Origin of the sequence: Mesorhizobium sp. M7A.F.Ca.US.005.03.1.1, assembly GCF_003997975.1 — a bacterium.
GTDB lineage: Bacteria > Pseudomonadota > Alphaproteobacteria > Rhizobiales > Rhizobiaceae > Mesorhizobium > Mesorhizobium ciceri.
The window spans coordinates 1-943 of record NZ_RZRO01000219.1; the positions used below are offsets into that span (position 1 = coordinate 1).

Below are 943 nucleotides of genomic sequence, written 5' to 3' on the forward strand. Positions count from 1 at the left end.
GCGCATGCAGCCCGGTGAGATCATTTGCAACGCGTTCCCCACCGGGTTGGCCGCCGTCCCGGTGCCAGCGTCAGGAATTAGCGGAACCTAATTTGATGCTTCCCATGAATGATAATCAGCCGCCCGCCAAGCTGTTATACGAGCCGGCGCCAGATTGGCAGAGCGCAGGAGTCCTTCTTGCAGCCGCTGCTCTGGTCTCATCCTTATGCGCCCTGCTAGTGGCATCTTGGATGTCAGGTTGACCGCTCTTGCAGTCTCCGTTCCGGCCAAAACGTAAAAAGTCTACTCCACCGAAACGAGCAGAGGCCGGTGTTTTGGCCGTTCGTGCCAAATGACTTGGCGTAGGTCGCGCATGTCGACCTGCTGACCGCAGATCGGGCAGGTGTAGAAATTGTCGTCCTCGTCGGCAGGCTCGCCGCCGTGCTCCTTGCCGGGAATGGGTGGTCCAAGGTCAGATAGCTTCGCCATGGCCATCAAACATTCAATTCGTCTAGAATGTTCCGGAACCATCTTAGCGCGTGCTAAATTGAATCGCAGTTTTGCGGGTCAGTTCATGCGTCTGAAGTTCATCCGTCCAATGTTTCCCACGCTTGTCGAGGTGCCGCCGACAGGGGACAACTGGATTCACGGAATCAAGTACGATGGCTATCGGACGCAAATCATAATCGAGAACGGCACGGCCCGAGCGATCACGCGAAGGGGCTACGACTGGTCATAGACGTACAAGACGATTGTCGAGGCGGCGGCAACCCTTTCCCCCAAGTCGGCAATCATCGACGGCGAGGCAATCGTCCTTAACAAGAAGGGTGTGTCGGCTTCCATTCGCTGCGGTCCGCAATGCGATGGGCGCCGGATCGGATCATCTTCGTCGCCTTCGATCTGTTGCACCTGGACGGGGTCAACTTGCGCCCAGCACCTCTGCTGGAACGTCGGGAAAAGCTGC

The 943-nt window shown here is 57.5% G+C and carries 2 protein-coding genes; both read right to left on the reverse strand.

What is annotated here, in order from left to right; translation table 11 throughout:
* Positions 1-282: 282 nt before the first annotated feature.
* The gene (locus EN990_RS35255; RefSeq protein ID WP_245461960.1) at positions 283-474 is read right to left on the reverse strand and encodes a hypothetical protein; all 192 of its coding nucleotides are present in this window, start codon (positions 472-474) and stop codon (positions 283-285) included.
* Positions 475-702: 228 nt separating this feature from the next.
* Positions 703-943 (reverse strand): hypothetical protein (locus EN990_RS35890; protein WP_206526380.1); only part of this gene is annotated, 241 nt, incomplete at its 5' end.

What these genes read in the sequence shown, in the direction of transcription:
- EN990_RS35255 (WP_245461960.1), bottom strand. Translation starts at nt 474, where the DNA reads ATGGCCATGGCGAAGCTATCTGACCTTGGACCACCCATTCCCGGCAAG.